The 6,241-nt window shown below is 38.9% G+C and carries 6 protein-coding genes, 1 other RNA gene and 1 pseudogene; 7 read left to right on the top strand and 1 reads right to left on the bottom strand.

Translation table 11 applies throughout. From position 1 onward, the window contains the following. From ACERCF_RS09935 to ACERCF_RS09905, 7 genes and pseudogenes are all read left to right on the top strand, one after another. Positions 1-659, top strand: a pseudogene (locus ACERCF_RS09935) (phage tail protein); the annotation flags it as partial. A gap of 9 nt (positions 660-668) precedes the next feature. Further along, a complete protein-coding gene (locus ACERCF_RS09930) occupies positions 669-827 on the top strand; it encodes a hypothetical protein (protein WP_373625488.1) in 159 nt (52 codons plus the stop codon). A gap of 143 nt (positions 828-970) precedes the next feature. Next, positions 971-1,312, top strand: a complete 342-nt coding sequence (locus ACERCF_RS09925) for a hypothetical protein (RefSeq protein ID WP_176810041.1) — start codon at positions 971-973, stop codon at positions 1,310-1,312. Between the two features lie 365 nt (positions 1,313-1,677). Further along, an RNA gene (gene rnpB, locus ACERCF_RS09920) (RNase P RNA component class A) lies at positions 1,678-2,057 on the top strand. 60 nt (positions 2,058-2,117) lie between these two features. Further along, positions 2,118-2,759: a DUF1007 family protein gene (locus ACERCF_RS09915; protein WP_373610991.1), complete on the top strand. Its 642-nt coding sequence runs from the start codon at positions 2,118-2,120 to the stop codon at positions 2,757-2,759. Further along, entirely contained in the window at positions 2,750-3,751 is a 1,002-nt protein-coding gene (locus ACERCF_RS09910; protein ID WP_373625487.1) for a nickel/cobalt transporter, read from the top strand. The genes ACERCF_RS09915 and ACERCF_RS09910 overlap by 10 nt, the downstream gene beginning before the upstream one ends. Before the next feature lie 100 nt (positions 3,752-3,851). Further along, positions 3,852-5,297: an alanine/glycine:cation symporter family protein gene (locus ACERCF_RS09905; RefSeq protein WP_373625485.1), complete on the top strand. Its 1,446-nt coding sequence runs from the start codon at positions 3,852-3,854 to the stop codon at positions 5,295-5,297. 70 nt (positions 5,298-5,367) lie between these two features. Here ACERCF_RS09905 and sucD read toward each other — a convergent pair whose 3' ends face one another. Then, on the bottom strand, positions 5,368-6,237 hold the full coding sequence (gene sucD, locus ACERCF_RS09900; RefSeq protein ID WP_373610988.1) for a succinate--CoA ligase subunit alpha: 870 nt from the start codon (positions 6,235-6,237) through the stop codon (positions 5,368-5,370). Positions 6,238-6,241 lie beyond the last annotated feature (4 nt).

Here is a 6,241-nt window from a genome sequence, read left to right as displayed (position 1 = left end):
TGAATGGTGACTTAATCGCTAATGGCACTATTCTTGGTCGTCATCTTAAGGCAAATGAGATGATTACCTCTCCAATCATTAACGGCGGTCAAATTGTGGGTAATGCTATCACGGGCAGTACAATTACAGGGGCAACAATTGAAGGGGGAATAATTAAAGGAGCAAGAATTGAGGGATTAACAGGTAAATTTACTGGAGAACTTGAAATCAACCAATTGATCGGAGGTAATATCTATGAGGCTAAAACTTGGACATCAAAAGCAACAGGGAAAAGTAAAACATATTCAGAAAGGAAAAACAGTTTTGCATTAAGTGATACATATTATGAGTATGTATGTCAATTTGTACTACCTGCTACAAAAGCGACAAGAACATTGTATGTTGTCCACACTCCAACAGGAGAGAGTAAAAGCGAAACTTTTTATGGTAGTGGTAGTAATCGGACACCGACAACAATTACATTACCGTCTGTAATTGATATTAGCAATACTATTTCGCCTAATGTATCTAACCCATTTAATGATTCTGGGGCAATACTCATTGCTAATACTCAATATGTAGTAACGTGTCGTGCGTGGTGTGCAGGGCGTGGGAGAAGTGCTAAAGTGAATTTTCGAGCAATTATATCATCTACAAATGGTTCATCTTATCAATTATAGGAGTCAAATATGAAAAAAATTATACTACTTACAACAATTATGGTTTCAGCTTGTACAACTCAATATAAGCAAGACTATACAACAAAGCCAACCTTTTGTTATCAACTAGCCCCTCAAGAGCAATTACCGGGTAAAAACTGTATTGGCTCAGGAGGGCATTCGAATTAAGAAAGTAATTAGAACCGAATCACACGCTCATCGCCTCAGGGTAGTATTTGGGTGTGGTCGTTGTTTTCACCTCCCCAAAAATTCTCCGCTTGTAGCAATACAAGCGGTCTTTTTTTATCAACAATCTGCAAAAGGACAATCTTATGACTAAATTTATCGAAAAAGTAATCGAAGATCAAAATACAGGAGCGGACGTAAAATACCACGAAATCACGGCATACAGTGTTGATTTTAAGTATAATTTTGCAACCGTAACAATAGATAGCTACATATCGAAAAAAACAAAGGAGAGTGGGAAAGCCGCAGTAGGTGCACCTACCATATTGCACATTAATAATGTCCCGCCTACGCAAGAGTGCATCATTGATTGGCTGTGTAATCAACTCATCCAAGCTGTACCAGATGATTTCCAACCACAAAATTATGATGGTTATGTAAATCCATATATGTTTTCTGGGGGCAAGGTGAAAGATAAGGATGTGTAGGTATATTGCTCTTGCACAAAAAACTAAGAAAATATAGTACTTGCTTTATTTCGCAGTTTTTGTGGTTATATTTCACAATTATTGGGCCTGCTACAGTGGGGCTAGTAGACCGAACCCTAAATTGGAATATATTCCATAGATAGTTTCGGAAAAATCAAATAAACTGATTAAATAACACGTTGATTTCATTGATAAATTTTGAGTGTCTTTTAATTAGTTCACTTAGACTTCAAGCGTGCATAATCGCTCGTTAGTGAATTAAAGAAAAGGATTAAGTTTTTGAAACTTAATCCTTTTTTGCATTTCTAATATAGTACAAGCGGTTAAATTTTTGCAAAATTTTGCGAATCTGCTATACTGCTCCCTGAGTTGGTTAGGCAATCGCTGGTTTATTGAAGCCTCTAAATTCGTGAAAACGAGAGCTGGGGGACAAGTAAACGAGAGGAAAGTCCGAGCTACACAGGGCAGAGTGCCGGATAACGTCCGGGGGGCGTGAGCCTACGACCAGTGCAACAGAGAGCAGACCGCCTGTTTCGGCAGGTAAGGGTGAAAGGGTGCGGTAAGAGCGCACCGTGTGGGTGGTAACATTCCACAGCAGGGTAAACTCCACTCGTAGCAAGACCAAATAGGAACTCAATCGGTGGCCCGCCGAGAGTTCGGGTAGGTTGCTTGAGCGTATGTGTAAATATACGCCTAGAGGAATGATTGTCCACGACAGAACTCGGCTTATCGACCAACTCACTGAATTTCTGAAAGCGAACAGGGGCAACTTGTTCGCTTTTTTTATTTTTTGTAGTGAATGAATATGAAATTATTAAAATCTTTTATTATTGCGTTATCGATGCTATATGCTAGTAATGTCTTTTCTCACCCACATTCCTTTGTCGATTTAAAAAACAAGGTTATTGTGGACGGCACAATGTTAAAGTCATTTCAAATGGAATGGATGCTTGATGAAATCGCCTCTTCTGAATTGATTTATGAGATGAATAATAGTGCCGATAAAGAGAAAACCCGCAAAGATATTACCGCAGAAATGGTGCAATCTGCTCTGCAAAATCATTATTTTAGTGTGTTGTATGATAGTAAAAACCGGCCGATAAAATTTACCACACAACCCACAGAAACACGCTTTGAAATCAAAAATAATCGTGTGGTGTTTTATATCACTTTCCATTTAAGTCAGCCTTATGATTTAAAACAAAATAAGGTGAGATTATCGACTTATGAACCAAGTTACTATATTGCGATGGAATACAATCGTGCTAATGAGATTAGTATCAGCAATAGCAGCTGTAAAGCGGAATTAATACAGCCACAAGTGGATAATAAATTGCGTTTATATGCTTCCAGTCTAGATAAAACACAATCGCCCGATATGCCTGAAAATGAAGATTATTCATTAGGGGCACAATTTGCACAAAAAGTGGAGATGGTATGCGATTGAGCTTAAAACAATGGGGAATGCTAGCAGTCGGATTTATCGCATTTTTTGCAATTTATCAACTTTATCCGATTTTGCTCTTTAAAGTGATGGAGTGGCAGAAAGTGTTTAATACAGAGCTTTCTGGTTCATTAAACGCATTGAGCGATAATCAAAATAAAGCAGGGCTGACCTTAGTTTTTATCAGCTTTTTATATGGCGTATTCCACGCTGTAGGCCCTGGGCACGGTAAGTTTATTTTAACCAGCTATCTTTCGCTTGAAAAAACAAAACTTAATCAAGCAATGAAAATTACCTTCGCCTCAGCCTTAGTACAAGGTTTGGTGGCGGTTTCGCTCGTTACTGTGATTGTGGTGATTTTTACCCTTTCTCGCCAATATTTTAATTTAACCTTGAAATGGGTAGAGCGTGGTAGTTTCGTTATTATGATTTTACTTGGGCTGTATTGGTGCTACCAGGTATTTAAAGTGATAAAGAAAGTTAGCAAGCCAAAAATTAAATCAATTCGATTTTCACAGCCGTCCGTTTTGCAAAAAATTCCACAAAAACGACCGCTTGTGCAGCATAATCACCACGTTCACGATGAACATTGTGACTGCGGACATAAACATTTACCCACATCAAATGAAATGCAGAAAGCGAAAGATTGGAAAACACAGCTAATGCTGATTTTAAGCATTGGGGCAAGACCTTGTTCAGGGGCGATTTTAGTCTTATTTCTTTCTTATACCTTAGATCTTTATTTTTGGGGCGTGATTTCAGCCTTAGTAATGGCAATCGGCACAGGTGTTACCCTAAGCCTATTCGCTTACTTAGTAATTGTGGCAAGGAATAAGGCGATTACAGTAAGTAGCTGGTATTTCTCCGCACAAATGAATAGAAATGTGGTTCGATTAATCAAATTTGGCTTAGGGATAGTCCTGATTTTATTTGGCGTTACACTATTCCACAGTAGCTTTATTGATACCAGCACAGGTATTTTATTTAGACGTTAATTTGATATAGATTAAAAATTGTTATAGAAATAACCAAAAAAACTGTTCAAGAGAAGAAAATCAGTTAAACTAACTCGTTTTATTTTATAAAGAGGTCTTTATGGATTCTATTATTGTATTCTTCGAAGGTATACTAACCTGGATTGTCAATACTATTGATGCTCCTCTTTGGGATATTACTATTATTTTATTATTAGGTACAGGACTATTTTTTACCATTACTACCGGCTTTGTACAGCTCCGCCTTTTCCCACAAAGTTTACGTGAAATGTGGAGCGGACGTTCTACATCAGGGCAGTCTCTTACCCCATTCCAAGCCTTTACAACAGGGTTAGCCAGCCGTGTTGGGGTCGGTAACATTGGTGGGGTTGCAACAGCGATTGCACTTGGTGGACCGGGTGCTGTTTTTTGGATGTGGGTAACGGCATTAATGGGTATGAGTTCTGCGTTTGCGGAATCTTCCTTAGCGCAATTATATAAAACAAAAGATCCGAACGGTATGTTTCGCGGTGGTCCTGCTTATTATATCACTCGTGGCTTAAAACTCCCTTCATTAGCCATTGCGTTTGCGATAACTTTAATCTTTACTTTTGGATTTGCATTCAATGCTGTGCAATCAAATTCTATTGTAGAAGCAACTAAAAATGCGTGGGATTGGAATCCGGTTTATGTTGGTAGTACTTTAGTAATTATTACCGGTCTTATTATCTCTGGTGGGGTAAAACGTATTGGCGTGTTTTCATCTCAAGTTGTGCCTACGATGGCATTATTCTATCTCATTATTGCCGTAATTATTTTAGGTATGAATATTGAGCGTGTGCCATATATTATCGGTTTGATTATTGAGAGTGCTTTTGACTTCTCAGCAGCTGCTGGCGGTATGTTTGGTGCATTAGTGTCAAAAACGATGTTAATGGGGATTAAACGTGGTTTATTCTCAAACGAAGCGGGTATGGGTTCTGCACCAAACTCGGCTGCAACCTCAGATGCTAAACACCCGGCAAGTCAAGGATTAATCCAAATGTTAGGTGTATTTGTAGATACACTGGTGGTTTGTACTTGCACAGCAATTATTATTTTAATGTCAGATAATTATGGTGGTGAAAACTTAAGAGGTATTTCACTAACTCAAACAGCATTGCAATTCCACTTAGGCGAGTTTGGCTTACATTTCTTAGCTTTTGTTATTTTACTGTTTTGCTTTACCTCTATTATCGGTAACTATGCGTATGCAGAAACTAACATTCGCTATATCAAAAATAAAGCGTGGTTTGTATGGAGTTTCCGTGCCGTGGTATTGTTCTTTGTTTACTTTGGCGCAGTGCGTGATGGCGGTATTGTATGGGCATTTGCGGATACGGTAATGGCATCAATGGCGGTTATTAACCTTGTGGCAATTTTAATTCTTGCTCCAATTGTTTGGATTATTATGAAAGACTATATCCGCCAACTTAAGCAAGGCAAAGAACCCGTATTTAGAATTGAAGAACACCAAGATTTAATTCACAAAGGTGTTGATCCTTTAATTTGGAAATCGAAAGAGTAATTTAAATATAAAAAAACAAGCGGTCTAATTTGCAAAAAAATTTACAAATTAGACCGCTTGAATATTTAGCTTAGCCTAAAATTTTGCGTAGGGCTGAGCCAATTTCAGCAAGGCTTCTTACGGTGGTTACGCCAGCATCTTCAAGAGCTTTGAATTTCTCATCTGCTGTGCCTTTACCACCGCTGATAATTGCGCCAGCATGCCCCATTCGTTTACCTTTTGGAGCGGTTACACCTGCAATGTAGCTTACAACAGGCTTGGTTACATTCTCTTTGATAAAGGCTGCTGCTTCTTCTTCTGCTGAACCCCCGATTTCACCAATCATCACAATGGCTTCGGTTTCGGGATCTTCTTGGAATAGTTTTAGAATATCGATGAAGTTTGAGCCCGGAATTGGGTCGCCGCCAATACCTACACAAGTTGATTGCCCAAAGCCTTCATCAGTAGTTTGTTTAACCGCTTCATAAGTTAATGTGCCAGAACGAGAAACAATACCAATGTTGCCTTTTTTGTGAATATTACCCGGCATAATACCAATTTTACATTCTTCAGGGGTAATCACACCTGGGCAGTTCGGGCCGATCATTCTCACGCCTGTTTGGTTTAAACGTTGTTTAACTTGAAGCATATCCAGCGTTGGAATGCCTTCGGTAATACAAACAACTAATTGAATGCCTGCATCAATGGCTTCTAAAATGGCATCCTTACAACCCGGGGCGGGAACATAGATCACGGTTGCCGTTGCACCCGTTGCTTCCACAGCTTCACGAACTGTGTTAAATACAGGTAAACCTAAATGGGTTTTTCCACCTTTATTTGGCGAAACACCGCCCACTAATTGCGTGCCGTAGGCGAGAGCTTGTTCGCTGTGGAATGTACCTTGTCCGCCAGTAAAACCTTGGCAAATTACTTTTGTGTTTTTATCAATTAAAATCGACATTTTT

Source organism: Mannheimia kashgarensis, assembly GCF_041807705.1.
In the GTDB taxonomy this organism is placed as follows: Bacteria; Pseudomonadota; Gammaproteobacteria; order Enterobacterales; family Pasteurellaceae; genus Mannheimia.
This window is presented reverse-complemented; position numbering and strand designations above follow the sequence as displayed.